The following is a 26,794-nucleotide window of genomic DNA, read 5'->3' on the forward strand; positions in this document are numbered from 1 at the left end:
CTTGGCGAAGCCCGCGTACATGTCGACGGCCATCAGAAGTCCCAGCCGTCGTCGGCGTCTTCGGCCTGCTGCTCGGCGGCCGGCTCGGTGGCCTGGGCGAAGGCGTCGCCCGCCATTCCGGCCGCCAGCGTCGTCCCGTCGGCCGGGTCGATCAGCAGGAAGGACCCGGTGCGCCGGGAGTCGGCGTAGTTGTCGATGGCCAGCGGCTCGGCGAGGCGGACCACGACCCGGCCGATGTCGTTGGCGACCAGCTGCCCGGGGGCCGGGTGCTGGGACAGGTCGTCCAGGGTGAGCCGGGACGGGATGTCCTTGACGATCGCCTTGACCGTACGGGTGGTGTGCTTGAGCAGCACCCGCTGGCCCACCGACAGCGGCGTGTCGGCGACGTGGCAGACGGTCGCGGTCAGGTCCTGGCTGGTGGCGGGGGCGTCCCCGGCCGGTACCAGCAGGTCGCCGCGCGAGATGTCGATGTCGTCCTCAAGCCGGATGGTCACCGACTGCGGGGTCCAGGCCACGTCGACCGGCTCGCCGAGCAGGTCGATCGCGGAGATCTTCGAGGTGCGCCCGGACGGCAGTACGGTCACCGTCTCGCCGACCCGGAAGGTGCCGGCCGCGATCTGGCCCGCGTAGCCGCGGTAGTCGGGGTGCTCGGCGGTCTGCGGGCGGATCACGTACTGGACCGGGAACCGGGCGTGGCAGGTGGCCAGGTCGTGGCTGACCGGGACGGTCTCCAGGTGTTCCAGGACGGTGGGGCCGCCGTACCAGTCCATGTTCGCCGAGGGCTCCACGACGTTGTCACCCGCGAGCGCCGAGATCGGGATCGCGGTGATCTCCGGGACGCCGAGGGAAGCGGCGTACGTGGTGAACTCCTCGGCGATCGCGGCGAAGACGGACTCCTGGTAGTCGACCAGGTCCATCTTGTTCACGGCGAGTACGACGTGCGGCACGCGCAGCAGGGCGGCGACCGCGGCATGGCGGCGGGTCTGCTCGACCACGCCGTTGCGGGCGTCGACCAGGACCACGGCGAGCTCGGCGGTCGATGCGCCGGTGACCATGTTCCGGGTGTACTGCACATGCCCGGGGGTGTCGGCGAGGATGAACCGGCGCCGGGCGGTGGCGAAGTAGCGGTAGGCGACATCGATGGTGATGCCCTGCTCCCGCTCGGCCCGCAGCCCGTCGGTCAGCAGCGCCAGGTCGGGCGCCTCCTGGCCGCGGCTGGCCGAGACCCGCTCGACGGCCTCCAGTTGGTCGGTGAGGACCGACTTGGAGTCGTGCAGCAGGCGGCCGACCAGGGTGGACTTGCCGTCGTCGACCGATCCGGCCGTGGCGAACCGCAGCAGCGTGGTGGCCGACAGCTGCTCGGCCAACTGGATGTTGCTGGTGGACATTTAGAAGTACCCCTCGCGCTTGCGGTCTTCCATCGCGGCCTCGGACATCTTGTCGTCGGCACGGGTGGCGCCCCGTTCGGTGAGCCGGGACGCGGCGATCTCGGCGATCACGGCGTCCAGCGTGGTGGCGTCGGAGTCGACGGCACCGGTGCAGGACATGTCGCCGACCGTGCGGTAGCGCACCTGGCGCTTGACGACGGGCTCGTCCTCCTTGGGGCCGCCCCACTCGCCCGCGGTCAGCCACATGCCGGAGCGCTGGAACACCTCGCGCTCGTGCGCGAAGTAGATCTCGGGCAGTTCGATGCCCTCGCGGGCGATGTACTGCCACACGTCCAGCTCGGTCCAGTTGGAGAGCGGGAAGACCCGGACGTGCTCGCCGGGGGCGTGCTTGCCGTTGTAGAGCTGCCACAGCTCGGGGCGCTGGCGGCGCGGGTCCCACTGCGAGAACTCGTCCCGGAGGCTGAACACCCGCTCCTTGGCGCGGGCCTTCTCCTCGTCGCGGCGCCCGCCGCCGAACACGGCGTCGAACTTCTCGGCCTGGATCTTCTCGGTCAGCGGCACGGTCTGCAGCGGGTTGCGGGTGCCGTCCGGGCGCTCGCGCAGCTTGCCCGCGTCGATGTACTCCTGCACCGATGCGACGTGCAGCCGCAGCCCGTGCTCGGCGACCGTACGGTCGCGGTACTCGAGCACCTCGGGGAAGTTGTGCCCGGTGTCCACGTGCAGCAGCGAGAAGGGGACCGCCGCGGGGGCGAACGCCTTCAGCGCCAGGTGCAGCATGACGATGGAGTCCTTGCCACCGGAGAAGAGGATCACCGGCCGCTCGAACTCGCCCGCCACCTCACGGAAGATGTGCACCGCCTCGGACTCCAGGGCGTCCAGGTGGCTCAGGGCGTACGGGCTGTCGGTGTCTTCGGTGACGGTGGTCGCGGTGGTCACGCCAGTCCCCTTTCGGTGAGCAGCGCGTGCAGCGCGGCTGCGGACTCCTGAACGGTCTGCTGCTGCGACTCGATCCGCAGATCGGGCGAAGCGGGCTCCTCATAGGGGTCGTCGACCCCGGTCAGACCGGAGATCTCACCGGCCGCCTGCTTGGCGTACAGGCCCTTCACATCACGCTCGGAGCACACCTCCACCGGGGTGGCGACATGCACCTCGACGTACGGGGTGCCCTCGCTCTGGTGGCGCTTGCGTACGGCCTCGCGGCTGTCCGCGTACGGGGCGATCACCGGCACCAGGGCCTTGACCCCGTTGGAGGCGAGCAGTTCGGCGACGAAGCCGATGCGCTGCACGTTGGTGTGCCGGTCCTCGCGGCTGAAGCCGAGGCCCGCGGAGAGGAACTCGCGGATCTCGTCGCCGTCCAGCACCTCGACCTGGTGGCCGTCGGTGCGCAGCCGGTCGGCGAGTTCGTACGCGATGGTGGTCTTGCCGGCGCTCGGCAGACCGGTGAGCCAGATGGTGGCTCCCGTCACTTGCTGCTCCCGGAGGTTGGTCTGAGGGGTGGTCTCGGCGGTCGTCTGGAGGTCGGTCATCCGTGCAGCCCGCATTCGGTCTTGTTGCGGCCCGCCCAGCGTCCGGCGCGTGCGTCCTCGCCCGCGGCGACCCTGCGGGTGCAGGGTGCGCAGCCGATGGACGGGTAGCCGTCCTCCAGCAACGGGTTGGTGAGCACGCCGTGTTCGGCGATGTACGCGTCCACGTCGTCCTGGGTCCAGCGGGCGATCGGCGAGACCTTGACCTTCTGCCGCTTCTCGTCCCAGCCGACGACCGGGGTGTTGGCGCGGGTCGGCGACTCGTCCCGGCGCAGTCCGGTCGCCCAGGCGTCGTACGAGGCCAGGCCCTGCTCAAGCGGCTTGACCTTGCGCAGCGCGCAGCACAGGTCGGGGTCGCGGTCGTGCAGCTTCGGGCCGTACTCGGCGTCCTGCTCGGCCACGGTCTGGACGGGGGTGAGGGTGATGAGGTTGACGTCCATCACCGCGCCGACCGCGTCCGCGGTGCCGAGGGTCTCCGGGAAGTGGTAGCCGGTGTCGAGGAAGACGACGTCCACGCCGGGGAAGGCGCGCGAGGCGAGGTGGGCGACCACCGCGTCCTCCATCGAGGAGGTCACACAGAAGCGCTTGCCGAAGGTCTCGGCCGCCCACTTCAGGATGTCCAGCGGGGACGCGTCCTCGAGCTCGCGCCCGGCGCGCTCGGCGAGTGCCTTGAGTTCCTCGGCCGTACGTTCCTTCTGGGCCGTGGTCATATCTCGTCCCCTCCTTCGGAGTTGCGCTGAACACCGCGGGTCAGCAGCCCGAGGAACTTCAACTGGAAGGCTCGATTGCAGGCGGCGCACTCCCAGGCGCCATGGCCCGTCTCGTTCGGGCGCAGGTCCTCGTCGCCGCAGTAGGGGCAGTAGAAGGGTGCCGCGCGCTCGCTCATGAGAGGGCCTCCTCGGATGCGCGGCCGACCCAGGTGGCGAACCGCTCGCCGTCCTCGCGCTCGGCCTGGAAGCGCGTGAGGACTCGCTCGACGTAGTCGGGCAGCTCGGCCGAGGTCACCTTCAGGCCACGGACCTTGCGGCCGAACCCGGCCTCCAGGCCGAGCGCGCCACCGAGGTGCACCTGGAAGCCCTCGACCTGGTTGCCGTCGGCGTCGAGCATCAGCTGGCCCTTGAGACCGATGTCCGCGACCTGGATACGGGCGCAGGCGTTGGGGCAGCCGTTGATGTTGATGGTGATCGGCTGGTCGAACTCGGGGATGCGGCGCTCCAGTTCGTCGATGAGCGAGGCGCCGCGCGCCTTGGTCTCGACGATGGCGAGCTTGCAGAACTCGATGCCGGTGCAGGCCATGGTGCCGCGCCGGAAGGGCGAGGCGTTGACCCGCAGGTCGAGGGCCTCAAGACCCGCCACGAGCGAGTCGACCTGGGCCTCTTCCACATCGAGCACGATCATCTTCTGCTCGGCGGTGGTCCGCAGCCGCCCCGAGCCGTGGGCGGCCGCCACCTCGGCGATCTTCGTGAGCGTCGCGCCGTCCACGCGTCCGACGCGGGGGGCGAAGCCGACGTAGAAGCGGCCGTCCTTCTGCTGGTGCACGCCGAGGTGGTCGCGCCAGGTGCCGACGGGCTGCTCGGGGGCCGGGCCGTCGATCAGCTTGCGCTGCAGGTACTCGTCTTCCAGGATCTGGCGGAACTTCTCGGGGCCCCAGTCGGCGAGCAGGAACTTGAGGCGGGCGCGGGTGCGCAGGCGCCGGTAGCCGTAGTCGCGGAAGATGCCGATGACGCCGCCGTAGACGTCCGCGACCTCGTCCAGCGGCACCCAGGCGCCCAGGCGCTGGCCGAGCTTGGGGTTGGTGGAGAGGCCGCCGCCGACCCACAGGTCGAAGCCGGGGCCGTGCTCGGGGTGGTTGACGCCCACGAAGGCGATGTCGTTGATCTCGTGCGCGACATCGAGCTGCGGGGAGCCGGAGACGGCCGACTTGAACTTGCGCGGCAGGTTGGAGAAGTCGGGGTTGCCGATGAAGCGGCGCTGGATCTCGTCGATGGCGGGCGTGCCGTCGATGATCTCGTCCGCCGCGATGCCGGCGACCGGCGAGCCGAGGATCACGCGGGGTGTGTCGCCGCAGGCCTCGGTGGTGGACAGGCCGACCGCTTCCAGGCGCCGCCAGATCTCCGGCATGTCCTCGATCCGGATCCAGTGGTACTGGATGTTCTGCCGGTCGGTGATGTCGGCGGTGCCGCGCGCGAACTCCTGGGAGATCTCGCCGATGACGCGCAGCTGCTCGGTGGTCAGCCGTCCGCCGTCGATCCGGACCCGGAGCATGAAGTACCGGTCGTCCAGCTCCTCCGGCTCCAGGATCGCGGTCTTGCCGCCGTCGATGCCGGGCTTGCGCTGGGTGTACAGACCCCACCAGCGCATGCGCCCGCGAAGGTCGGCGGGGTCGATCGAGTCGAATCCGGCCTTGGAGTAGATCGTCTCAATACGTGTCCGCACATTGAGACCGTCATCGTCCTTCTTGAACTGCTCATTGCCGTTGAGCGGGGTGAAGTGCCCCACGGCCCACTGACCCTCGCCACGGTGGCGGCTCGCCTTGCGGCGTGGCGTGGCGGCAGCGGGCTTCTCGGGGGTGGCGGCCATGGCAATACGTCCTTCGGAACGGCAGGAAGCGGCACTGACCTGCGCATACGGGTGCGTAAAGGGGTACGCGCGCGGCGTTGCGCAGCTATGTCAGGTAAGGGGATACGGCGGTGAGAGCTGGTCTGTCAGCCCGCCGGACAAATGGCGCTGGACATGCGGCCGAGGTCGACGTGCCGCCGACTCACCAAGGCAATTCCAGCTCGAGACATGACGGAAGCCTGGCATGGGACTTTAGACTCAGTCCACCTTAGTCCGACATGTGGACAACACTGTCCCGGATCTTGGGACAGTGTGCCGTTGGTCACGCTCCGTGGGTGCCGCGGATGCCGTGAGCGCCCTGAGCGCCGTGGGTGCCGTGGTCAGCCCTGCGCCCCGGTCCACGGTCCGGGCGTGGCGACGTCGGGCTCCTCCTCGACCTTGGTGTCGAAGAGCCGGAATCCGCGCCGCAGGTAGTTGTCCATGGCGTGGGGCCCGTCCTTGCTGCAGGTGTGGACCCACACCCGCTTCGTCGGGGTGATCCCCTCCCACCGCTCGGCGAGGTCCCAGGCCCGCGCCGTGCCATACGAGAGTAGGTGACCGCCGATCCGCCGCCCCCGGAAGGCCGGGATCAGTCCGAAGTAGACGATCTCGACGGACCCCTCCTCCTGGGCCTCCAGCTCGACGTACCCGGCGGGTGTCCCCTTCTCATAGGCGACCCAGGTCTCGACTCCCGGGCGCTCCAGCTGCTCGCGCCACTGGTCGTAGCCGAGTGCCAGCCGGTCAGTCCAGCGGATGTCCTGGCCGACGGCCGTATAGAGGAAGCGGCTGAACTCCGGCGAGGGCACCTCGGAGCGCACGATCCGCACGTCTCCCTCGGGGACGGCGGCGGAGTGCAGGTCGGCCGGGGACGTCTGCTCCAGGGACCACGTGGTGACGGTGATGTTCATGGGCGCCAGGGAACCACGCGTGTCCGTACCGGCCCAAGCCGCTGTGGTTCTGGCAACGGGCCCCGTTCCCAGCAAGCGCGTTCTACGGTGGTACGGCTCCGTTCGACCCCGGCCCGTTCCGTCCGACCGTTCCGTCCCGGCCGTACCGTCCCGGTCGGCTTCTTCCCTGGGCGGCCACCGCCCGCGACGCGCCCGACCACGACCCGGAGTCGGTCGGGCGCACACTCCGTTCCCGCAGGGGCGGGCGCTCCGGGCACGTACACTCTCCGTATGGGACATACACATACGGCGACGGAGAGCCCGGTCCGGGCCCTTCAACCGCTGGGTCCCGTCGCGCCCCGGGCGCGCTGCCGTGCGCTGCACGGTCACGGCTAGCAACTTTCCCGACGGGCCCGCGCATGCGGTTCTCCCGCCTCCCCCTTCCTGCCATGCCCAAGCGCCCGCAGGAAGCACCTCCACGGCGGACCCGGCGTACCGCGGCCTCCTCCTGAGCCTCTGCGGAAGGGTTCCGCGGGCTCCGCACCGCGCATCCCTGAACCGCACATCCCCCCTCCCGCACGACCCCCCTGCGCCCGCGCCCCTGGCGTACCGCCGGTGTCGCTTCCCGCGACCCGGCGGGTCGGCCGCACCCTGAGAGGACCCCTGTGAAGCTGAGCGAGTTGCTCGCCGGGCACGACCACGNGCGGGCGCGGACCGGGAACCTGGGCAGACCGAGAAGGCGGCCGCCATGCCCCGTGGGGGTGGGCACGACGGCCGCCGGTCTCGATGGAGCCGCTCGGCTCCGTCAGGCGATTACTCGGCGACCTTCAGGAGCAGGTTGGGCGTGCCCTCGGTCGGATTGCTGATCGCGTCCGCGGTCGCGCCCTCGGTCAGGGCTGTGGCGACCTGCTCGGGGGTGGCGTCCGGGTTCCCGGCCAGGTGGAGGGCGGCGGCGCCGACCACGTGGGGGGTGGCCATCGACGTACCGGAGATGGTCTTGGTGCCGCTGTCCGAGTCGTTCCAGGCGGACGTGATGTCCGAGCCGGGAGCGTAGAGGTCCACGATCGAGCCGTAGTTGGAGAAGCTCGACTGCTCGTCGGCGTTGGTCGACGAGGCGACCGTGATGGCCTCCTCGACGCGGGCCGGGGAGCCCTGGCTCGCGTCGCTGGACTCGTTGCCGGCCGCGACACCGTAGGTGACACCGGCCGCGATGGACTTGCGGACGGCCTCGTCGAGGGCCTCGTCGGCGCCGCCGCCGAGGCTCATGTTGGCGACGGACGGGCCCTCGTGGTTCTCGGTGACCCAGTCGATGCCGGCGATGACGCCTTCGGTGGTGCCGGAGCCGTTGTCGTCGAGTACCCGGACGGCGACGATGTCGGCCTTCTTGGCGACGCCGTGCGCGGCGCCCGCGATGGTGCCCGCGACGTGCGTGCCGTGGCCGTTGCCGTCGTCGGCGGTGTCGTCGTTGTCGACGGCGTCGAAGCCGTGCCGGGCGCGGCCACCGAAGTCCTCGTGGGTGATGCGGACACCGGTGTCGATCACGTAGGCGGTGACGCCCTCACCCGCGGTGTCAGGGTAGGTGTACTTGTCGTCGCCCTCGGTCCCGGCCTGGTCGATGCGGTCCAGGCCCCAGGACGGCGGGTTGTCCTGGGTCTCGTTGATCGTGAACTTCTTGTTCTGGACGACCTTGGCGACGGACGGGTCGGCGGCCAGGCGCTTGGCCTCGGTCTCGCTGAGGCCGGAGGCGGAGAAGCCGTTGACCGCGGAGGCGTAGTTACGCTTCAGGGCGCCGCCGTACTCCTTGGCCAGGTCCTTCTTCTCGCCCTTCTTGGCCTTCTCGTCCAGCAGGACGATGTAGCTGCCGCTGATGGCACCCTCGACGCCGGCGCCGTACACCGTGCCTTCGGCAGGGGCTGCGCCCGCCTGCGGGATGACGATCAGCGAGACACCGACCGCGGTGGCAGCGGTGGCTATCGCCGCGGTGAGCTTCATCGTGCGGGCGCGCTTGTGACTTGCCATGAAGAGGTAACTCCTCTTGGTCTGTGGGGGGTTGTGTGGGGGGTGTGCAGAAAGGTTGCTGCAGCAACCCCCGTAGACCCGGAAGATCTCCGGGGGTTGGATCGAAACCCTGTCGGATTGACGCGCCCAGATCAATACCTACATACACCTGTGACTTGTTCAACAAGCCTTCGTAATAATAAATCGGGCGCTCTGCGCAAATCGCAGAGCGCCTCCGATGGTGTTGTGTGCGGCCAATTGGCTCAGGCCGCGAGGCCCTTGCTGCCCGCTTCGAAGGAGTCGAGGGTGCGCGCGAAGTCCCGGGTGGAGAGCAGCAGCTTGTAGATGATGGCGAGCTCGAAGACCAGCAGCAGGGCTCCCGCGACGATGGTGGCGGGCATGATGACGTCGAAGAGCGGGCCGACGATGAAGACGGCCATCTGGAACTCGATGCCGCTGACCAGGTGGGCCCGGACCCGGTGCCGCAGCAGGAACGAGCGCAGCCGCAGGTACCAGGGGAAACGGCGCCGGAACTCCTGGTGCAGGTCGACGACTTGCGCCGTCGGCCGGGAGGCGGGCTCGCCGAGGGTGGCCTGGCCTTCCGGGGTCGGCTGGATGTCCGGGGCCGCGTGGGCGGTGACCGGCGCGGCTTCGGCGTCCGGCGTGGTCGCGGCCTCCGGCGCGGCGTCGGCGCGGGCCGCCTGGAGATCCTGCTCGATGTCGGCTTCGGGGTTGTTGCGGAGCAGGTCTTCCATAAAGGCGAGTTCTGACTGGTTTTCGGCCTTGCGCGCCTGTCGCACTCGCGCCTTGATCTGCTTGCGCATCGTGTGCCGCGTCTTGAAGATTTCCAGCGAGTTTATGTAACGCAACCCGTCGAGGAAGACGACCGCGAGCGCGAGCCAGATGTAGACCGTCTCGCCGGTGCGCTGGTACTGACCCGCCATCAGTGCGACCGCACAGATCATGACCCGGATGCGGTCGAAGACGAAGTCCAGCCAGGCGCCGAAGACCGAGCCGGTGCCGGTGAGCCGGGCGACCTTGCCGTCCATGCAGTCGAGCACGAAGCTCAGGTGGTACAGCACCGCACCGGCGATCAGCCAGCGCCAATCCCCGAACGCGAAGCACGCGGCGGAAACAAGCCCCAGGAGGAACGCGCCCCAGGTGATCTGGTTCGGGGTGATCCGGGTCCGCATCGCGGTCTGGCGAACCAGCGGCGTGGCGAGCGGGTCCACCAGCAGCACGGTCCACCAGGCGTCGCGCTTCTTCTGGGTGATCCGGCGTACCTCGTTGAGCGGGGGCATCTCTCGGCGCATGGCCAACTTCCTGCTGTTCGTGGTCAGTTCGCCTCACGTTAAGGAGATGGTTGACCAAGGAACAAGATTCGGCCCGTACAACCTTTCGTCGGGGGTATCGGTCTGGATTGCCGTGGGTGTCGACGGCCCGATCAGGCCGACGGGCCGCTACGGAGCGTGGCATTCCGCCGCCCGTAGCGTGATACCCGCTGGTGGCGGCCCGTACGGCAGATCGGATCGGGGTCGGATCAGGGGCGCCCGGCGCCTGCGGCCCAGCCGGGAAGTTCGGCCTCGATCAGGTCCGCCGCGCGCTGGGTGCCTCCCTCCTGGGCCGTCTGCCGCTGGAGCTCCCGCAGCCGCTCGGCGACCTGCCGGTCGCCGGTGAGCTCGAGCACCGCCTGGTGCAGCGTCTCGGGCGTCGCCTCCTCGGTCGGGACGTGGCGCGCGACGCCGAGCGCCTGCAGCATGTCGGCGTTGCCGAACTGGTCGACGGCCTGCGGAACCGCGACCATCGGGGTGGCCGTGGCGAGGCCCTCCTGGCTGCCGCCCGCTCCCGCGTGGGTGATGAAGACATCGGCCTGCCGGAGGATGGCGAGCTGCGGCACCCAGCTGTGCACCTCGACATTGACGGGGAGTTCGCCGAGCTCGTCCACCTGGACGTGCTTGCCGATCTGCAGGACGAGATGCCAGTCGGGCAGCTCGCGGAAGGCCTCCACACAGGCGCGGTAGAACGCGGGCTGCTTGGTGAAGGAGGAGCCGAGCGAGACCAGCGCGACCTTCTCGGCGCCTTCCGGGCGCTGCCAGGCCTCCTGCTCGCCGCGGTCGCCCTGGCAGGCGCCGACAAAGGTGTAGACGGTCTCGTCGACCCGGTCGGCGTTCGGCTGCAGCGCCTTGGGGATCACGACGACGCACCGGTCGGGGTGGCCCATGAAGCGCTCGACGTCGAGGTCCAGGCCGTTCTCGGCGATCCACGCGGCGAAGTCGTCGTAGAACGCCTTGCCCCGCGGGCTCTGCTTGAGTGAGTGGAACATCGCCCCGGCGACCTCCTCCTCGTACCCCTTCCAGGCCACCAGGTTCGGCGAGAACTGCACGATCGGGACGTCCCAGCGATGCGCGAGTACGCGCGCCGGGTAGGCCGTGATGTCGTAGAGCACCAGGTCCGGTTCGTCGCCCGCGTAGCGGTCGGCGAGCTGCGGCAGCGCCTGGACCGCGTCGATCAGGAACGGCTCCAGGTTGTCGACGAGTTCGGTGCCCCAGGCGTCCGGGTCGCCGTCGGTGGGCAGCGTCGAGCGCCAGATCCTGGGCTCGGCACCGACGGCGGCGACCTTCTCGGCGAAGGACTCGGGGATCGCGTAGGTGACGCGGTGCCCGCGGGCGACGAGCTCCCGGATCACTTCGAGGCTCGGGTTCACATGCCCGTGGGCGGCGATGGAGAACATGGCGATATGGGCAGGCTTGCGACTGGTCATGGTCGAACTTTAGCGAGACGATACGTCTCGTGCAAGTGTTTACCTCCGAGGCTTGCGAGACTGTCGCGAACGACGCGAGTACGGCGGCACTGCGGGAGGCACGTGATGGACGAGGCGCGCGCAAGGGATGTGCTGGCCACAGCGGGTCTGGCCCGGGACGCCGAGCTGCTCGCGCTGGGCGAGAACGCGGTGTTCGCCTCCGGCGAGCTGGTGGTCAAGGTGGGGCGCGCGGCACCCGAGCTACTCGACCGCGCCGGGCGCGAGCTGCGTGTCGCGGGGTGGCTGGAGAAGTCGGGCGTCCCCGCCGTACGGGCCGCCGAGCCGGAACCCCGCTCCGTGGACGGGCATCCGGTCACCCTGTGGTACCGGCTGGCGGAGCCCGTACGCCCCGCCGAGCCGGGCGATCTGGCCGCACTGCTCCGGCTGGTGCACGCCCTGCCCTCGCCGTCCTTCGTACTGCCGCGCCGTGAGCTGCTCGGCGGCGTCGAGCGCTGGCTACGGCTCGCGGGCGAGGCGATCTCCCCGGCCGACGCGGAGTATCTGCGCGAGCGCCGGGACGGTTTCGCGGCCGCCGCGGCGACACTGGTACCGCATCTGCCGGTGGGACCCATCCACGGTGACGCACTCCCCCGCAACGTCCACGTCGGCACGGACGGTCCCGTACTCGTGGACCTGGAGACGTTCTCCGCCGACTTCCGTGAGCACGACCTGGTGGTGATGGCGCTGTCCCGGGACCGGTACGGGACGCCCGGCTCGGCCTACGACGCCTTCACATCCCAGTACGGGTGGGACGTCCGGGAGTGGGAGGGCTGCGCCGTGCTGCGCGGGGCGCGGGAGACCGCGAGCTGCGCCTGGGTGGCGCAGCACGCGCCGAGCAACCCCCGGGCCCTGGCGGAGTTCGCACGCCGGGTCGCGTCACTGCGCGACGGCGACACCGGGGTGCGCTGGTACCCGTTCTGAGAGCCTGTTCCTGAACCCCCGGCGCCAGCGCGGACACCTCGCTTCGGCGTCAGTCGCGCAGCGGCCACTGCCCGTCCACGACCGCGTCGGCGTTGCCCTTGCGGCGCAGGAAGTCCTGGAAGCTGGCGGCCCACTGCGCGTACCACTCGATCTGTCTGCGGTGCAGCTCCGCGGGGCCGACCGAGGCGACCTTCGGATGCCGCTCGGCTATCGCGCGGGCGACCTGGACCGCGGCCAGCGCGTCCGCCAGCGCGTGGTGCGCCGAGTCCAGCGCGACGCCGTACTCCGCGCAGACGGCTTCCAGCGTGCGCTTGCCCTTGCGGTACTTGTCCACGGCGCGGTCGATCGTGTACGGGTCGACGACCGGTGCGGGGTCGGTGCCGCCCAGCCGCTCGCGCAGGGACGGCAGGCCGTGCCGCCTGAGCTCGGCCGCGAGCAGGGACAGATCGAAGGCCGCGTTGTACGCCACCACCGGAACGCCCGCGAGCCAGTAGCCCGTGAGCGCCCCGGCCAGTTCGTCGGCGACCTGGTCGGCCGGGCGCCCCTCGGCCGCCGCCCGTTCGTTGGTGATCCCGTGCACGTCCACGGCGTCCTGCGGGATCACGACCCCCGGATCGGCCAGCCATTCGCGCCGCCCTGTCGGCTCCCCGTCCTTGACCTCCACCAGCGCCCCTGTCACGATCCGCGCCTCGCGCGGGTCGGTGCCCGTGGTCTCCAGGTCAAAGCCGATCAGCAGCTCCTGGTGCCAGCCCATAGTGGCCCCCCTCCTTAGTGGTGCTCCCCCGTGTTCCATCTGGGCTCCACCCTCGCACGCGCCACTGACAACGCCCTCAGGACACCGCCTCAGGCCCGCTCAGGACACCGGCCGCGAGTCCGCCCACGCCGCCTCGAACTCCTCGCGGTAGGTCGCGAAGAGCCCGTGCTCACCGCTCTCACCGGCCTTCACCACCCGGCCCCCGCCGCGCAGCACCAGGACCGGCGCCTCCATCCCGCGGGTCCTGCGCAGATAGGACTGCACGATCGCGATGCCGTCCGGACCGTCCCCGTCGACGAGGTAGGCCGTGAAGCGCGGGGTCTCGTCGAACACCTGGATCTCGAAGGCGTCCGGGTCGCGCAGCCGCGAGCGCACCCGCCGCATATGGAGGATGTTCATCTCCACCGCACGGCTCAGCTCCCCCTTCTTCAGCCCCAGCTCCCGCTCCCGGCGCCTGACCGCGCTGCTCGCCGGATTCAGGAACAGCAGCCGCACCCGGCAGCCGGCCTCCGCGAGCCGCACCAGGCGACGGCCGGAGAAGTTCTGCACCAGGAGGTTCAGGCCTATTCCGATGGCGTCCAGGCGCCGCGCCTCGCCGAAGAGGTCCTCGGCCGGGAACTGGCCCAGCAGCCGCACCCGGTCCGAGTGCACCCCCACCACGTCCGCGTACCGGTCGCCGACCAGGTCCTCCACGGCGTCGACGGGCAGCCTGCGGGACGAGGGCACGTCGGAGTCGGCCCCCAATATCTCCAGGAGCCGGGACGCGGCACGCTCCGCCTGGGACAGCACCGCCTGGGAGAGCGCGCGGTTGCGCGACACGACGTTGCGGGTGACCTCCAGCTCGTCCAGGGCCAGTTCGACATCCCTGCGGTCGTCGAAGTACGGCTCGAAGCACGGCCAGTGCTGCACCATCAGCTCGCGCAGCTGCGGCAGCGTGAGGAAGCTCAGGACGTTGTCGTCCGCGGGGTCCAGCAAGTACCCCTTGCGGCGGCTGACCTCGCGTACCGCGACGGCGCGCTGCACCCACTCCTGCCCCGCGGGCCCGGCCGCCGCGACCACCCAGTCCTCGCCGTGCACCGGCTCGTAGACCGGGCGCAGTACGGCGGCGACGACCGCGCGCAGCCGCTGCTCCACCAGGTTCAGCCAGATGTAGGCCCGCCCGGCGCGTTGGGCGCGCGTACGCACCTCGCGCCAGGCGTCGCTGCCCCAGTCCAGTTCGGGTCCGATCTGGTTCCCTGTGTCCATCGGACGCGCCAGCGAGACCGCTGAGGGCGGAACCTCCATGGAGTCCCCCTCGCGACCCGAGTCCCTACCCGAATCGCCTGGGGGAAGCTCCAGCCCTCCCGAGCTCACCCGTGCACCGCCTTCCGCCCCTGAGACTCCTGTGAGCCCCCTGCCGGACCCCGTTCACGATCAAGGAAGGGTACTCCGCGAGCGGCGGGCGATGCAGCCCGATGGGCGCACTCCTCGGCCGCGGGTGCTCCCACCGCCTCGTCCAGGGCGCCCCGTTCATCTTCCGTCACCCGTAAGGTGATCCCAACTCCCGGAAAGTTCCAGTACTTTCGGAGGTCTCCGGGCGAAGTGGGCCCAAGTCTCCGGGCGGGAAGTGGAAGAGTCGTATCCATGCAGGTCTGGCCTGGACAGGCGTATCCGCTCGGTGCCACGTACGACGGCGCCGGGACCAACTTCGCGGTCTTCTCGGAGGCCGCCGACCGTGTCGAGCTGTGTCTGCTGCACGACGACGGCTCGGAGACGGCCGTCGAGCTCCGCGAGATCGACGCGTTCGTCCGGCACGCCTACCTGCCCGGCATCATGCCTGGCCAGCGGTACGGCTTCCGCGCGCATGGCCCGTACGCCCCCGAGCGCGGGCAGCGCTGCAACTCGGCGAAGCTGCTCCTGGACCCGTACGCGCGCGCCGTGAGCGGTCACATCGACTGGGGCGAGGAGGTCTACAGCTACCACTTCGGGGCGCCCGAGCGGCGCAACGACCTGGACTCCGCCCCGCACATGATGACGTCCGTGGTGGTCAACCCGTACTTCGACTGGGCCGACGACCGCCCGCCGCGCACCCCGTACAACGAGACAGTGCTCTACGAGGCCCATGTGAAGGGCCTGACGATGCTCCACCCGGACCTCCCCGACGACCTGCGCGGGACGTACGCGGCCCTCGCGCACCCCGCGGTGATCGAACACCTCACCAAACTGGGGGTCACGGCTCTGGAGTTGATGCCGGTGCACCAGTTCGTGAACGACCACCGGCTGGCCGACCAGGGGCTCAGCAACTACTGGGGCTACAACACCATCGGCTTCTTCGCCCCGCACAACACCTACGCCTCCTGGGGCGACCGTGGCCAGCAGGTCCTGGAGTTCAAGTCGGCGGTACGCGCCCTGCACGAGGCCGGGATCGAGGTGATCCTGGATGTGGTCTACAACCACACGGCGGAGGGCAACCACCTGGGGCCCACGCTCTCCTTCCGGGGTCTGGACAACGCCTCGTACTACCGCCTCGCGGACGACCGCCGCTATTACACGGACACCACGGGCACGGGCAATTCACTCCTGATGCGCTCCCCGCACGTCCTGCAGCTGATCATGGACTCGCTGCGGTACTGGGTCACCGAGATGCGCGTGGACGGCTTCCGCTTCGACCTCGCGGCCACGCTGGCCCGGCAGTTCCACGAGGTGGACCGGCTGTCCTCGTTCTTCGACCTGGTGCAGCAGGACCCCGTGGTCAGCCAGGTGAAGCTGATCGCGGAGCCGTGGGACGTCGGCGAAGGCGGCTACCAGGTGGGGAACTTCCCCCCGATGTGGACCGAGTGGAACGGCAAGTACCGCGACACCGTACGGGACCTGTGGCGCGGTGAGCCGCGCCAGCTCGCGGAGTTCGCGTCCCGGCTGACCGGATCGTCCGACCTGTACCAGGACGACGGGCGCCGTCCGCTCGCCTCGATCAACTTCGTGACCTGCCATGACGGTTTCACGCTGCGCGACCTGGTGTCGTACAACGAGAAGCACAACGAGGCCAACGGCGAGGACAACCGCGACGGCGAGAGCCACAACCGGTCCTGGAACTGCGGCGCCGAGGGCGACAGTGACGATCCGGCCGTACGGGTGCTGCGCGCGCGGCAGGCGCGGAACTTCATCGCCACCCTGATGCTGTCGCAGGGTGTGCCGATGCTGTCGCACGGCGACGAGTTGGGGCGCACGCAACGCGGCAACAACAACGCGTACTGCCAGGACAGCGAGCTGGCCTGGGTGCACTGGCCCGAGCCGGGCGAAGAGCCCGACACCCTGCTGGAGTTCACCCGCGCGATGGCGTGGCTGCGCCGCGACCACCCGGTGTTCCGCAGGCGCAGGTTCTTCCACGGGCGGCCCGTGGAGGGCACCCACGACGAGCTCTCCGACATCGCGTGGTTCACGCCCGAGGGCGAGGAGATGCAGCACCGCGACTGGAGCCGGGCCCGCGCCGGCGCGCTGACCGTGTTCCTCAACGGCAACGCGATCTCGGAGCCGGGTCTGCGCGGGGAGCGCATCCAGGACGACTCGTTCCTGCTGATGTTCAACGCCGCAGCCGAGCCGCTGGAGTTGGTGGTTCCGGTCAATCACGGCCGCCAGTGGCAGGTGGTCGCCGACACCGCGCGGCCGGACGGGGTGCCGCCGAAGACCGGCCCCAAGGTGCGGGCCGGGGACCGGCTGATGCTGCTCGACCGCAGCCTTACGGTGTTGCAGCGGCCTGCCTGAGGGCGGGGCCGGCACTCATCACGCCCAGGCGCTGAGGACACAAAAGCCGGCGGGGCGGGTACATACGTTCGCATGAGCCCTGAGTCGCCCGTACGGCCCCTCGCGCCGCCCGTACGCTCTCTCGCGCCGCCCTCCGCCACGTACCGCCTGCAGCTCCAGCCCGCGTTCCCGTTCGCCGCGGCCGAGGCCGCCGTCCCGTATCTGGCCGCGCTCGGTGTCTCGCATCTGCACCTGTCTCCGGTGCTGGAGGCCGTTCCGGGGTCCACGCACGGCTACGACGTCGTGGACCACGCGCGCGTACGGGCCGAACTCGGCGGTGAGCCGGGGCTGCGCGCGCTGGCGGCGGCCGCGCACGCGCACGGCCTCGGCCTGGTGCTGGACATCGTGCCGAACCACATGGCCGCCGTGCCGCGCCACAACCGGGCGCTGTGGGAGGTGCTGCGCGAGGGCCCGCGCTCGCCGTACGCGCGCTGGTTCGACATCGACTGGGAGGCACACGGCGGACGGCTGCTGCTGCCGGTGCTCGGGCGCCGGATCGGCGACGAGCTCGACGAAGTGCGCGTGGAGGGTGAGGTGTTGCGCTACCACGCGCACGCGTTCCCGCTGCGCGCGGGCACCGCGCACCTGCCGCTGCCCGCGCTCCTGGACGCGCAGTGGTACCGCCTGGCCTGGTGGCGGCTGGCCCGTACCGAGCTCAACTACCGCCGCTTCTTCACCATTTCCGAGCTGATCGGGGTACGGGTCGAGGACCCCGAGGTCTTCGACGCGACCCACGGCACGCTGCTGCGGCTGCTGCGCGAAGACGTGGTGGACGGGCTGCGGGTGGACCACCCGGACGGGCTCGCCGACCCGGGTGCGTACCTGACACGACTGCACGAGGCCACCAGCGGGCGCTGGACGGTCGTCGAGAAGATCCTGGCCGACGGCGAGCGGCTGCCCGCCTCCTGGCCGGTCGCGGGCACCACCGGCTATGACGCGCTGCGGCACGTCGACGGCCTGTTCGCGGACCCGACGGGCGCGGGCGAACTCGTCGCGCACTACCGCGACTTCGCCGGACCCGCCGCCGACCGGGGCGGCGACTGGGAGCCGACGGTGCGCCGTGCCGCGTACCGGGTCGTCACCCACGAGCTGGCCGCCGAGGTCGACCGGCTCGCGCGCGGCGCCGCCCACTGCCTCGCCGCCGATCTCGCGCGGCGCGACCACGCCCCCTGGGCGCTGCGCACCGCGCTGTGCGAACTCCTCGTACGGATACCGGTGTACCGCCCGTACGGCACCGGGGCCGCCGCCAGGGCCGTACTGACCGAGCGGGCCGCGCGCGAGGCGAAGGCCGCGTTCACGGTGGCCGATGAGGCGGAGGCGGTCGACGACGTACGGGATCTGCTGCTGGGGGCGGGGGGCGACAGCGGCGGCCCGGAGCGGTGGGAACTGCGGGCCCGGTTCGCGCAGACCGCGTCCGCGCTGCGCGCCAAGGCGGTCGAGGACACCGCCTTCTACCGCTATGTGCCGCTGGTGTCGGCCGCTGAGGTGGGCGGCAACCCGGGGCGGCCCGCCGTGTCCCCTGGGGAGTTCCACGCGTACTGCGCGCGCGTGCAGCGTGACTGGCCGACCACCGGCACAGTGCTGTCCACGCACGACACCAAGCGCAGCGCGGAGGTGCGGGCGGGGATCGCCGTGCTCAGCGAATGCCCGGGGCGGTGGGCGGAGTTCGTCGCCCAGGTCACGGCCCTGGCCGCGCGCCGCGAGGGTGGGCAGCCGCCCGATCCGCAGCTCGCGTGGGCCACCTGGCAGACGGCGGTCGGCTTCGCGCGGGCACTGGGAACGGGGGTGGGGCTGGGGCTGGACGACTTGGCCGCCCCTACGGCCGACCCGGCCGCCCGTACGGCCGATCCGCCTGGTGACCGGCTGCGGCAGGCCATGGTGAAGCACGCGCGCGAGGCGGGCCTGTTCACCAGCTGGACCGAGCAGGACGCGTGCTACGAGGGTGCGTTGACGGCCTTCGTGGACGCGGCGACGTCCGGGCCGCCGCTGGCCGCTCTCCTGGAGTTCGCGGCCGAACTGCGCCCCTGGGTACGCGCCAACGTGCTCGGCGCCGCGCTGCTGCACCTGACGATGCCGGGGGTCCCCGACCTCTACCAGGGCACGGAGTACGACGGTGCGACCCTGGTCGACCCGGACAACCGGCGCCCGGTCCGCTTCGATACGGCCCGCCTTGAGCGGCTCGCGAGCGCCCGTGAGCCGTGCGACCTCGACGAGGAGAAGCTGGCGCTGACGGTCACCGCGCTACGCCTGCGACGCGCGCTCCCGGGGGCCTTCGGCGAGACAGCGACGTACGGACCGCTGTGGGCGCGCGGCCCGGCCGCCGACCACTGTGTCGCCTTCACCCGCTCGGGCTGTGTGGTGACCGCGGTGACCCGGCTGCCGCTGCGGCTGTCCGACGGGGGCGGCTGGCGCGACACCGAGCTGCCACTGCCCGACGGTCGCTTTGTCGACCTGCTCGCCCCCGAAGAGGAACGGGTCCCCTTGTCCGGGCACGCGCGCGTGGGTGAACTCTTCGCCCGGCGCCCGGTGGCGCTGCTACGCGCGGTTCACCGCACGGAGAGCAGATAGCTCACGGAGCCGAAGGACACCTGGTCGCCCTCCTGGACGACGGCGGCCCCGATCACCCGCCTGCCGTTCACGGTGGTGCCGTTGGTCGAGCCGAGGTCGTACAGCACCCATCGGCCACTCTGCTCCCGCAGTTCGGCGTGGGCCCGGGAGACGGACTCATGGCTGAGCCGCAGCCCGCTGGCCGGGTCGCGGCCGATCCGCAGCGGGTACGGCGCCGGTGTCGGGAGCAGCAGCTTCGGCAGCCGCTCGGCCTGCCAGGCCCTGCGCACCCGTACCGTGAACGCGGACACCGAACCGACCGCACCGGTCACCAGCCGCGTCAGCCGGCCCTGCCGCTGGGGCAGGTCGGCGGTGAGCGCGGTGAGCTCGTCCAGCCTGCGGGCGCCGAGCGCGAGCCCCATCCGGCGTACGAAGGTGTCGTGTGACAGCCTGCCCTGCACCGCGCCGTCGCGCAGCAGCTGAAGCGCCTTGTCGCGCTCGGCGTCAGAGACCCGCTCGGGGTGCGTAGGGAACTCGAAGGACGATGTCACCTCGCGATTGTCGGGTAGCGCGGCCGGAGTGTCCAGCAGACCCGGAACTTCCGCCCCTTCCCTGACCTGCGCGAACCACGCGCTGGCCGATCAATACGCTGGACGGGACGGCGCGTTGCCCGTATCGTCGCCGCGGCGCCAGCATCGCAGGAAGGAGGCGAGAGCCATGAAGTTCGTCGACGTGTCCCCGCGCTCCCGTCTCATCCGTGCGGCGTCCCAGGCCTGAGTTCCGGGTCTGAGTCCCAGGTCCCAGGCCTGACCGGGAGCGCACCAAGCCTTCCGGAGGATCTCTTCCATGACCGAGCTGGTCATCCGCGCGCTCACCGAGAGCGACGCACATCTCTTCCACACCCTCGCCGACCCCGGCCTGGTCGGTCGGGTCGTCACCGGCATCGAGTACCGCACCGTCGCCGAGGGCGGCGACTACCGTCCCGAGTGGACCTATCTGGCGCTGCGCGACGGCAAGGTCGTGGCACGCGGCGCGTGGTGGGGCGGGCCCGACGACACCACCCCGGTCAACATCAACTGGTTCGACTTCGCCGACGGCGAGCAGGAGGCCGGTACCGAACTGCTGCGCCGGGCGCCGTTCGACGTCGAGTACGAGCTGATCCTGCCGCCCGACTGGCGCGAGCACCCCGCGACCCTGGCGGCGGGCGAGGCGCGGGTCGCGGCGGCCGAGGCCGCGGGCAAGCGCGTCCTGGCCGAGCGCTGCCGCTACGAGTGGACACCCGGGCAGGGCCTGCCGGAGCGCCCGGGGCGGCTGGTCTTCCGCGAGGAGCAGGACGACCAGGTGCTCCTGGACGTCCTGCGCAGGATCAGTTCGGCAACCCTGGACGCGCACGCGCTGCACGCCACCGCCGAGCACGGTCTGGACAAGGCCGCCCAGGAGGACCTGGACTTCATCCGCTGGTGCCCCGAGGCCTGGCCGCAGTTGGCCTTCACGCCGGGTGGCGAGCTGGTCGGGCTGCACCTGCCGTGCCGTGTCCCGTCCGGTCACGCGGCCGGGTACATCGGGGTGGTGCCCGAGCAGCGGGGGCACGGGTACGCGTACGACCTGGTGGTCGAGTCCACGCACTTCCTCGTGGAGCGGGGCGTGACGCGCATCGTCGCGGCGACGGACGACGGGAACTTCCCGATGCTGGCGAACTTCGCCAAGGCCGGATATCCGGTCGTCCAGAAGCGCATCGACCTGATCTGAATTTACTTGATCGATCTCGTCCGATTCCCCAGCACGTCGATCACTTCTCCAGCACGATGGACGCAGAAGTGGGGGCAAGCAGACATGGGGTCTAGGGGACGAGGGGGAACCGTCGATGCGGTTCGAGGTGTGGGCACCACAGGCAGACCGGGTCGCGCTCCAGCTGGAGGGCCACGCACGGGCGTTGGAGCGCGATCCGGACCGTCCCGGCTGGTGGGCGGGCGAGGCTGAGGCGGCCGATGGGGCGCGGTATGGCTTCGTACTGGACGACGGGCCGGTACACCCCGACCCGCGCTCGGCACGGCAGCCGGACGGGCCTGACGGCCTCAGTGCCGTCGTCGACCACGACCGCTACGACTGGCGCGCCGAGTGGGCCGGGCGCGGGGTGCGGGACGCGGTGCTGTACGAACTGCACATCGGGACGTACACCCCCGAAGGCACTCTGGACGCGGCGGCCGAACGGCTCGGTCACCTCGCCGAGCTGGGCGTCACCCATGTCGAGCTGATGCCGCTGTGCCCCTTCCCCGGTCGGCACGGCTGGGGGTACGAGGGGGTGTCGCTGTGGGCGGTGCACGAGCCGTACGGCGGCCCTGAGGCGCTGAAGCGCTTTGTCGACCGGGCGCATGAGCTGGGCCTGGGTGTGGTCCTCGATGTGGTGCACAACCACCTCGGTCCGTCCGGCAACCATCTCCCGGCCTTCGGTCCGTACTTCACCGACACCCACCAGACCCCCTGGGGCGCCGCCGTCAACCTCGACGCCCCGGGGTCGGACGAGGTCCGCGCGTATCTCGTCGGCAGTGCGCTGTCCTGGCTGCGGGACTACCGGGTGGACGGGCTGCGGCTTGACGCCGTACACGCGCTGCGCGACACCCGCGCACGGCACTTCCTGGAGGAGCTGTCGGCCGCGGTGGACGCGCTGGGCGACGAGGTCGGCCGCCCGCTGTTCCTGGTCGGCGAGTCCGACCTGTGCGACCCCCGGGTCATCACCCCGCGTGCTGCGGGCGGCCTCGGGCTGCACGCCCAGTGGAACGACGACTTCCACCACGCCCTGCACACCGCGCTGACCGGTGAGTCCCAGGGCTACTACGAGGACTTCGCGCGGGCGCCGCTGGCCGCGCTCGCCAAGACGCTCGGCCACGGCTTCTTCCACGACGGTACGTACTCGTCGTTCCGCGGCCGCGGGCACGGCCGCCCGGTGGACCGCGCGACCACACCCGCGTACCGCCTGGTCGGATACGCCCAGAGCCATGACCAGATCGGCAACCGCGCCCTGGGCGACCGGCTCTCGGCGACGCTCTCGCCGGGCCTGCTGGCCTGCGCCGCCGCGCTGACGCTGACCGCGCCGTTCACGCCCATGCTGTTCATGGGCGAGGAGTGGGGGGCCCGCACGCCGTGGCAGTTCTTCACGGACCATACGGACCCGGAGCTGGCCGAGGCCGTACGACAGGGCCGCAGACGGGAGTTCGCTGCGCACGGGTGGGCGGAGGGCGCCACGCCCCGCCAGGGGAATATCGAACACTTTCCCGATCCTCAGGACCCGGCGACCCGCGACCGCTCCTGCCTCGACTGGAGCGAGCCGGAGCGCGAGCCGCACGCGCGCCTGCTGGCCTGGCACCGTGAGCTGATCGCCCTGCGCCGCACCCAGCCGGACCTCCTGGACCCGGACCTGGCGGCGGTCCGTAGCGCCTACAGCGAGTCGGCGCGCTGGTTCGCGTTCCGGCGCGGTGATCTGCGGATCGCCGTCAACCTGTCGAAGGAACCGGCCGAGATCCCGCTGCAGGGCGGGGCCGCGCGGGTGCTCGCCGCGTGGGAGCCGGTCGAGGCGCCGGGCGCGGACGGGCGGCTGACCGTGCCGGGCGAGTCCTGCGTGCTGCTCGCGCCCGCCAACTCCTAGCCTCCCAGTCTCCCAGTCTCCCAAGGCCTGTCTGACAAGCCCGTACGGGGATACCGGCCGGGGGCTCAGCCCTCCAGGGCCAGCCGGGCGCCGAGTGCCACCAGGACCGTGCCCGAGACCTGCTCCAGCCTGCGCCGGATCGCCGCCCGCGACAGGACGCCCCGCAGCCGGGCGACGAACCAGACGTACGCGCTGTAGTACCCGACCTCGAACACCGCCCAGATCGCGGCGAGGGCGACCATCGTCGGGAGCTGCGGGGCACCGGCGGGCACGAACTGCGGCAGGAAGGATATGGCGAAGATCGCGGCCTTGGGGTTGGCCAGGTTCAGCAGCAGCCCGCCGCGGTAGGAGGCCCAGCCGGAGCGCACCGGCGCCTGCCAGCCCGCTTCGGGGCCCTCGCCTTCGCCCCGCTTGGCGCGCCGTGCCTGCCACAGCGTCTGGACGCCGAAGACCACCAGCACCACGGCGCCCACGATGCGCATCACGTCGTACGCGAACTGCGAGGCGGCCAGCAGCGCGGTCAGCCCGAAGGCCGCGAACACACCCCAGACGAACACGCCGGTCTCGTTGCCGAGCACGGTGCAGAAGCCGGAGCGCTTGCTCCGCAGCGAGTTCTTGATGATCAGGATGGTGCTCGGGCCTGGCGACGCGGCGATCAGCAGACAGGCGCCGAGGAAGGCGATGAGGGTGCTCAGCATGCGGCCCATCATGCGCGCCGGGTGACAGCTGGGGCCAGGGGTTTTCGCCCCGATGATCTAATGCTTAGATGGAACTCAACCATTAGACCTTAGGGGTGTCGCCATGCTCGTGCTGGCCCAGATCAGTGACCTTCATCTCGACGGGACCGCCCGTGGGACCGAACGCGCCGAGCGCGTCATGGACCGGCTCCGGAGCCTGCCCACGCGCGTGGACGCGCTGTTGGTCACCGGGGACATCGCGGACCACGGCGCCGAGGCGGAGTACGAGGAGGCGGCGCGCATACTCGACGCGCCGTTCCCGGTGCTGCACTGCCCCGGCAACCACGACCGCAGGGGGCCCTACCGCAAGGCACTGCTCGGCGAGCACGGGTCCGCGCCCGGGCCCGAAGCCCTCGATGCGCCCGTGAACAGCGTCCACCGCGTGGGCGGCGCCGCGATCCTGATGTGCGACTCCAGCATTCCGGGCCAGGACGAAGGGCTGCTCGACAGCGCCACGTACGCCTGGATCGAGACCGCCCTCGACGGCCTGGGCGGCGGTGTACCGGTGCTGCTCGCCTTCCACCACCCGCCGGTCGCCCTGCACCACCCACTCCCGGACAAGTACCAACTCCAGGAGCCGGAGCGGCTGGCCGCCCTGCTCGACCGCCGCCCGGAGATCGCGGCGCTGATCACCGGGCACGCCCACACGCCCGCCGCCACCACCTTCGCCGGGCGGCCGCTGGTCGTCGGGCCCGGGGTGACCTGGACGCTGCGGCTGCCGTGGGAGGGGGAGCAGATCGCGGACCGCGAGGCCGATCCGGGGCTCGCCTTCCATGTGCTGGACGACGCGGGCCGGTTGACGACGCACTACCGCACGGTGCCGGCGTCGTGACCCCTCCCTTCAGGTCACGACACCCGGCGTGACCGACAGCGACTGCCGCGCACCGTCCTCGTGCCGCACCGTCACCGTCACCGCCTTGCCGGGACGCGCCGCCGCCACCACGGCCGCGAGCTCCGCCGCCGTACGGACCGGGCGCCCGCCGAACGCGAGCAGCACATCCCCGCGGACCAGTCCCGCGCCGTATCCCGGACCCGGGATGTGCACGCCTACGAGCAGCGCCCCCGCGCCTTGGGCGGCGTCCACCGCCTCGACGCCGAGCGTGCCCCGCGCGGGCCGGTCAGGGGCGGTCGTGCCCGGCGCTGTGGCGCGCTGCCCGCCCTGCGGTTCCGGCTGCGACGGCCGTGGCTTCCCGTCCGGCTCGGCCGGGGCTTCCGGTGCACCTGCCGGAGGCCCCTCCGGCGAAGGCCCCTCACCCATCTGCTCCTTCAGATCCGCGAGCTTGCTCATGCCGATGACCGTGGCGCCCACGGTGCCGAGTCCGACACCCGTCAGCACCAGGACGACTACGGCCACGACACCGAAGACAGCGGTCAGCAGCCGCCTCCCGCGACGGTGCGCCGCGTGCGGCCGACGACCACTCCGGGGCCCGGTCGGAGCCCCGTCCCCGTCCCCGGCTCCCGCCCCGGCACCGGGCATCGGCTTGGGGCGCAACGCTGTCTCTTCCATGGCTGACCTCCGCCGAGTCCTCTACCCGGCGGGACAGAGCGGAACGATTCCCGGAAGGGTGACGGCAGGAGGGCACACCCGTACGAGACGGGTTAGCCCTCCTCCCGGTGCAACCGCCCCCGCGCCACCAGTTCGAGCACCACCGCGACCGCCACCGCCTGCACCGCGACGAGTGCGATCAGCACGAACAGCTGGACCGCACCCGCCTGCACCGGTGACGCCCCGCCGAGCAGCATCCCGACGAAGGCGCCGGGCAACGTGACCAGACCCACCGTGCGGGTCTGGTCGAGGCCGGGCAGCAGGGCGTCGGACGCGGCCGGGCGGGCGATCTCCAGGCGTGCGTCGGAGTCGGACAGGCCCAGGGCCATACCGGCCTCCACCTCGCCGTGGCGGGTGCGCAGTTCGTCCAGGGCCCGGCGGCCGCCGAGCACGGTCGCCGTGAGTGCTCCGCCGATGAGGATGCCGGTGACCGGGATCAGGGCGACGCCCTTCACCGGGACAAGGCCGGTGAGGAGCAGGGCGGTCACCACGGGTGCCACGCCCGCGGCGATCGGCAGCGCCGTCCACCACCAGGTGCCGTTGGCGGTGACACGGCGGCCCGCGGTCCGTACGGCCACCGCGTACATCAGGGCGACAAAGCCGAGCACCCGGGGCACCGAGTCCATCACCCACCCGATGAGGAGCGATACCGCGGCCAGTTGGACGGCGGCCCGCACCCCCGCGGAGACGATCTCCCATGCCCGGCCACGGCCCGCGTCGGGCGCGAGCCTGGCGAAGGCCGCCACCGCGGCGGCCAGCGCGAGGAGGACGGCGAGCACCGCCCCCAGCGTGGCGTTGACGGGCAGGAGCGCGGGAGCGGCGAGCGGGGGCACGCGGCAACCCTAGGGGGCGTCTCCCCGATCTTCGCGGGCCCGCGACGCCTGGCACGGCACCTCGACGCACGGCCGAATCACCCAAGTACGTCCAGTACGAGGGCGATCCGGCCGCACGCCGATGCACCGCACCAGACGCCGCAGGCTGATCCGCGAAGATCGGAGAGACGCCCCCTAGGACCTGATCACCCCGCGCCCCGGCCAGGCGCTCCTCTGCTCCTCGTTCGCGTTACCCGAGTCGTTCGCGTTACCCGAACTGGCCGGGCTGGTAGTCGCCCGCGGGCTGCTGGACGATGACGTTCATCCGGTTGTAGGCGTTGATGAGGGCAATCAGCGTCACCAGGGCGCCGAGCTGTTCCTCGTCGTAGTGCTTGGCGGCGTTCACCCAGGCCTCGTCCGAGACGCCACCGGCCGCGTCGGCGATCCGGGTGCCCTGCTCCGTCAGCTCCAGCGCGGCACGCTCGGCGTCGGTGAACACCTTGGCCTCCCGCCAGGCCGCGACCAGGTTGAGGCGGATGGGGGTCTCGCCGGCCTCCGTGGCGTCCTTGGTGTGCATGTCGGTGCAGAAGCCGCAGCCGTTGATCTGGCTGGCGCGGATCTTCACCAGCTCCTGCGTGGCGGCCGGGAGCGTAGAGTCCGTGACCGCCTTGCCCGCCGCGTTGATGTGCTTCCCGGCCTTGGTGGCGACCTGGTTGCCGAAGAGGTTCAAGCGCGCTTCCATCGTGAACTCCTTGCCGTTGTGGATGCCTCTACCTCTCTGACAAATCGGCCCGCCAAGATGTGACAGGAGTGGATGTGACGTGCGTCTCCCTGGCGCACCGACGCCCCGCCGTACCGAC

23 protein-coding genes and 1 pseudogene are annotated in these 26,794 nt (G+C 71.2%); 6 read left to right on the forward strand and 18 right to left on the reverse strand.

The features are described from left to right. Positions 1–32: 32 nt before the first annotated feature. The 11 genes and pseudogenes from U9R90_RS06990 to mgt all read right to left on the reverse strand — a co-directional run bounded on the left by U9R90_RS06990 (position 33) and on the right by mgt (position 11,190). The gene (locus U9R90_RS06990) at positions 33–1,388 is read right to left on the reverse strand and encodes a sulfate adenylyltransferase subunit 1 (protein ID WP_411055509.1); all 1,356 of its coding nucleotides are present in this window, start codon (positions 1,386–1,388) and stop codon (positions 33–35) included. Further along, positions 1,389–2,324 (reverse strand): sulfate adenylyltransferase subunit CysD, encoded by a 936-nt coding sequence (gene cysD / locus U9R90_RS06995; protein ID WP_411055510.1) that lies wholly within the window; start codon positions 2,322–2,324, stop codon positions 1,389–1,391. After that, positions 2,321–2,914, reverse strand: a complete 594-nt coding sequence (gene cysC, locus U9R90_RS07000; protein ID WP_411055511.1) for an adenylyl-sulfate kinase — start codon at positions 2,912–2,914, stop codon at positions 2,321–2,323. The genes cysD and cysC overlap by 4 nt, the downstream gene beginning before the upstream one ends. Further along, the gene (locus U9R90_RS07005) at positions 2,911–3,621 is read right to left on the reverse strand and encodes a phosphoadenylyl-sulfate reductase (protein ID WP_411055512.1); all 711 of its coding nucleotides are present in this window, start codon (positions 3,619–3,621) and stop codon (positions 2,911–2,913) included. The genes cysC and U9R90_RS07005 overlap by 4 nt, the downstream gene beginning before the upstream one ends. After that, positions 3,618–3,797: a hypothetical protein gene (locus U9R90_RS07010; RefSeq protein WP_411055513.1), complete on the reverse strand. Its 180-nt coding sequence runs from the start codon at positions 3,795–3,797 to the stop codon at positions 3,618–3,620. Before U9R90_RS07010 ends, U9R90_RS07005 begins: the two co-directional genes overlap by 4 nt. Next, the gene (locus U9R90_RS07015) at positions 3,794–5,491 is read right to left on the reverse strand and encodes a nitrite/sulfite reductase (RefSeq protein ID WP_411055514.1); all 1,698 of its coding nucleotides are present in this window, start codon (positions 5,489–5,491) and stop codon (positions 3,794–3,796) included. Before U9R90_RS07015 ends, U9R90_RS07010 begins: the two co-directional genes overlap by 4 nt. A gap of 125 nt (positions 5,492–5,616) precedes the next feature. After that, positions 5,617–5,700 (reverse strand): putative leader peptide, encoded by an 84-nt coding sequence (locus U9R90_RS07020; RefSeq protein WP_309471194.1) that lies wholly within the window; start codon positions 5,698–5,700, stop codon positions 5,617–5,619. A 150-nt stretch (positions 5,701–5,850) separates the two neighbouring features. Continuing rightward, positions 5,851–6,417: a GNAT family N-acetyltransferase gene (locus U9R90_RS07025; protein WP_411055515.1), complete on the reverse strand. Its 567-nt coding sequence runs from the start codon at positions 6,415–6,417 to the stop codon at positions 5,851–5,853. 792 nt (positions 6,418–7,209) lie between these two features. Beyond that, complete coding sequence (locus U9R90_RS07030) at positions 7,210–8,415, reverse strand: S8 family peptidase (RefSeq protein ID WP_411055516.1); 1,206 nt, start codon at positions 8,413–8,415, stop codon at positions 7,210–7,212. Positions 8,416–8,657: 242 nt separating this feature from the next. After that, entirely contained in the window at positions 8,658–9,707 is a 1,050-nt protein-coding gene (locus tag U9R90_RS07035) for a CDP-alcohol phosphatidyltransferase family protein (RefSeq protein ID WP_411055517.1), read from the reverse strand. 227 nt (positions 9,708–9,934) lie between these two features. Then, a pseudogene (gene mgt / locus U9R90_RS07040) lies at positions 9,935–11,190 on the reverse strand (macrolide-inactivating glycosyltransferase). A gap of 70 nt (positions 11,191–11,260) precedes the next feature. Here mgt and U9R90_RS07045 point away from each other — a divergent pair. Next, entirely contained in the window at positions 11,261–12,115 is an 855-nt protein-coding gene (locus tag U9R90_RS07045; protein ID WP_411055518.1) for a phosphotransferase, read from the forward strand. Between the two features lie 49 nt (positions 12,116–12,164). On the opposite strand, the gene U9R90_RS07050 is transcribed toward U9R90_RS07045, so the two are convergent. Both U9R90_RS07050 and U9R90_RS07055 read right to left on the reverse strand, forming a co-directional pair. Continuing rightward, on the reverse strand, positions 12,165–12,869 hold the full coding sequence (locus tag U9R90_RS07050; RefSeq protein ID WP_411055519.1) for a 3'-5' exonuclease: 705 nt from the start codon (positions 12,867–12,869) through the stop codon (positions 12,165–12,167). A 99-nt stretch (positions 12,870–12,968) separates the two neighbouring features. Then, positions 12,969–14,222: an SAV2148 family HEPN domain-containing protein gene (locus U9R90_RS07055; protein WP_411055520.1), complete on the reverse strand. Its 1,254-nt coding sequence runs from the start codon at positions 14,220–14,222 to the stop codon at positions 12,969–12,971. Between the two features lie 270 nt (positions 14,223–14,492). On the opposite strand from U9R90_RS07055, the gene glgX reads away from it, so the two are divergent. Continuing rightward, the gene (gene glgX, locus U9R90_RS07060; RefSeq protein WP_411055521.1) at positions 14,493–16,610 is read left to right on the forward strand and encodes a glycogen debranching protein GlgX; all 2,118 of its coding nucleotides are present in this window, start codon (positions 14,493–14,495) and stop codon (positions 16,608–16,610) included. Positions 16,611–16,682: 72 nt separating this feature from the next. After that, a complete protein-coding gene (gene treY, locus U9R90_RS07065) occupies positions 16,683–19,217 on the forward strand; it encodes a malto-oligosyltrehalose synthase (RefSeq protein ID WP_411055522.1) in 2,535 nt (844 codons plus the stop codon). Here treY and U9R90_RS07070 read toward each other — a convergent pair. After that, positions 19,196–19,747, reverse strand: a complete 552-nt coding sequence (locus U9R90_RS07070) for an FHA domain-containing protein (protein ID WP_411055523.1) — start codon at positions 19,745–19,747, stop codon at positions 19,196–19,198. The two genes, treY and U9R90_RS07070, sit on opposite strands and share 22 nt — an antisense overlap. A gap of 295 nt (positions 19,748–20,042) precedes the next feature. Between U9R90_RS07070 and U9R90_RS07075 the strand changes: the two genes are divergently transcribed. Further along, on the forward strand, positions 20,043–20,945 hold the full coding sequence (locus U9R90_RS07075) for a GNAT family N-acetyltransferase (RefSeq protein ID WP_411055524.1): 903 nt from the start codon (positions 20,043–20,045) through the stop codon (positions 20,943–20,945). Positions 20,946–21,060: 115 nt separating this feature from the next. Beyond that, positions 21,061–22,839 (forward strand): malto-oligosyltrehalose trehalohydrolase, encoded by a 1,779-nt coding sequence (treZ, locus tag U9R90_RS07080; RefSeq protein ID WP_411055525.1) that lies wholly within the window; start codon positions 21,061–21,063, stop codon positions 22,837–22,839. Between the two features lie 65 nt (positions 22,840–22,904). On the opposite strand, the gene U9R90_RS07085 is transcribed toward treZ, so the two are convergent. Next, entirely contained in the window at positions 22,905–23,537 is a 633-nt protein-coding gene (locus tag U9R90_RS07085) for a LysE family translocator (RefSeq protein WP_411055526.1), read from the reverse strand. Between the two features lie 103 nt (positions 23,538–23,640). On the opposite strand from U9R90_RS07085, the gene U9R90_RS07090 reads away from it, so the two are divergent. Beyond that, the gene (locus U9R90_RS07090) at positions 23,641–24,408 is read left to right on the forward strand and encodes a metallophosphoesterase (protein WP_411055527.1); all 768 of its coding nucleotides are present in this window, start codon (positions 23,641–23,643) and stop codon (positions 24,406–24,408) included. Between the two features lie 9 nt (positions 24,409–24,417). Here the strand turns inward: U9R90_RS07090 and U9R90_RS07095 are convergent, their stop codons facing one another. The 3 genes from U9R90_RS07095 to U9R90_RS07105 form a co-directional block, all read right to left on the reverse strand. After that, positions 24,418–25,083, reverse strand: a complete 666-nt coding sequence (locus U9R90_RS07095) for a PDZ domain-containing protein (protein WP_411055528.1) — start codon at positions 25,081–25,083, stop codon at positions 24,418–24,420. A gap of 92 nt (positions 25,084–25,175) precedes the next feature. Continuing rightward, on the reverse strand, positions 25,176–25,955 hold the full coding sequence (locus U9R90_RS07100) for an ABC transporter permease (RefSeq protein ID WP_411055529.1): 780 nt from the start codon (positions 25,953–25,955) through the stop codon (positions 25,176–25,178). A gap of 247 nt (positions 25,956–26,202) precedes the next feature. Continuing rightward, entirely contained in the window at positions 26,203–26,676 is a 474-nt protein-coding gene (locus tag U9R90_RS07105; protein ID WP_411055530.1) for a carboxymuconolactone decarboxylase family protein, read from the reverse strand. Between the last annotated feature and the right edge of the window lie 118 nt (positions 26,677–26,794).

Source organism: Streptomyces sp. E11-3 (assembly GCF_046540415.1).
Taxonomy (GTDB): Bacteria; Actinomycetota; Actinomycetes; order Streptomycetales; family Streptomycetaceae; genus Streptomyces.

Bases quoted from the DNA above. Each gene is read 5' to 3' on its own strand.
- U9R90_RS06990 (WP_411055509.1), bottom strand. From the start codon at position 1,388: ATGTCCACCAGCAACATCCAGTTGGCCGAGCAGCTGTCGGCCACCACG.
- cysC (WP_411055511.1), bottom strand. From the start codon at position 2,914: ATGACCGACCTCCAGACGACCGCCGAGACCACCCCTCAGACCAACCTC.
- U9R90_RS07005 (WP_411055512.1), bottom strand. From the start codon at position 3,621: ATGACCACGGCCCAGAAGGAACGTACGGCCGAGGAACTCAAGGCACTC.
- U9R90_RS07010 (WP_411055513.1), bottom strand. From the start codon at position 3,797: ATGAGCGAGCGCGCGGCACCCTTCTACTGCCCCTACTGCGGCGACGAG.
- U9R90_RS07015 (WP_411055514.1), bottom strand. From the start codon at position 5,491: ATGGCCGCCACCCCCGAGAAGCCCGCTGCCGCCACGCCACGCCGCAAG.
- U9R90_RS07020 (WP_309471194.1), bottom strand. From the start codon at position 5,700: ATGTCTCGAGCTGGAATTGCCTTGGTGAGTCGGCGGCACGTCGACCTC.
- U9R90_RS07025 (WP_411055515.1), bottom strand. From the start codon at position 6,417: ATGAACATCACCGTCACCACGTGGTCCCTGGAGCAGACGTCCCCGGCC.
- U9R90_RS07030 (WP_411055516.1), bottom strand. From the start codon at position 8,415: ATGGCAAGTCACAAGCGCGCCCGCACGATGAAGCTCACCGCGGCGATA.
- U9R90_RS07035 (WP_411055517.1), bottom strand. From the start codon at position 9,707: ATGCGCCGAGAGATGCCCCCGCTCAACGAGGTACGCCGGATCACCCAG.
- U9R90_RS07045 (WP_411055518.1), top strand. From the start codon at position 11,261: ATGGACGAGGCGCGCGCAAGGGATGTGCTGGCCACAGCGGGTCTGGCC.
- U9R90_RS07050 (WP_411055519.1), bottom strand. From the start codon at position 12,869: ATGGGCTGGCACCAGGAGCTGCTGATCGGCTTTGACCTGGAGACCACG.
- glgX (WP_411055521.1), top strand. From the start codon at position 14,493: ATGCAGGTCTGGCCTGGACAGGCGTATCCGCTCGGTGCCACGTACGAC.
- treY (WP_411055522.1), top strand. From the start codon at position 16,683: ATGAGCCCTGAGTCGCCCGTACGGCCCCTCGCGCCGCCCGTACGCTCT.
- U9R90_RS07075 (WP_411055524.1), top strand. From the start codon at position 20,043: ATGACCGAGCTGGTCATCCGCGCGCTCACCGAGAGCGACGCACATCTC.
- treZ (WP_411055525.1), top strand. From the start codon at position 21,061: ATGCGGTTCGAGGTGTGGGCACCACAGGCAGACCGGGTCGCGCTCCAG.
- U9R90_RS07085 (WP_411055526.1), bottom strand. From the start codon at position 23,537: ATGCTGAGCACCCTCATCGCCTTCCTCGGCGCCTGTCTGCTGATCGCC.
- U9R90_RS07090 (WP_411055527.1), top strand. From the start codon at position 23,641: ATGCTCGTGCTGGCCCAGATCAGTGACCTTCATCTCGACGGGACCGCC.
- U9R90_RS07095 (WP_411055528.1), bottom strand. From the start codon at position 25,083: ATGGAAGAGACAGCGTTGCGCCCCAAGCCGATGCCCGGTGCCGGGGCG.
- U9R90_RS07105 (WP_411055530.1), bottom strand. From the start codon at position 26,676: ATGGAAGCGCGCTTGAACCTCTTCGGCAACCAGGTCGCCACCAAGGCC.